At 61.2% G+C, this 255-nt stretch carries 1 pseudogene; it reads right to left on the bottom strand.

The features are described from left to right. Window positions 1–255 (bottom strand): annotated as a pseudogene (locus AX729_RS12510) (Fe-S cluster assembly protein SufB); the annotation flags it as partial.

The following is a 255-nucleotide window of genomic DNA, read 5'->3' as shown; positions in this document are numbered from 1 at the left end:
GCATGAAGATCACGCCGGCCTTCTTCAGCTCCGCCTTGAACGTGGTCGCAACCGAAACCGAATCGAACACCGCGTCGACCGCGATCTTGCGGCGGGCCGGATCTTCCTCGCCGGGCTTGGGCTCGACGCCCTCGAGCATGGCGACTTCCCGCAAGGGGATGCCTAGCTTCTCGTAAGTCTTGAGGATCTCCGGATCGATTTCGTCGAGCGAGGAGACCGTCTTCTTCGGCTTCGGCGCCGCGTAATAATAGAGGT

This window comes from Bradyrhizobium sp. CCH5-F6 (assembly GCF_001556045.1).
GTDB lineage: Bacteria > Pseudomonadota > Alphaproteobacteria > Rhizobiales > Xanthobacteraceae > Bradyrhizobium.
Note: the sequence above shows the minus strand (reverse complement) of the source record. Positions and strands in the feature narration are given on the sequence as shown.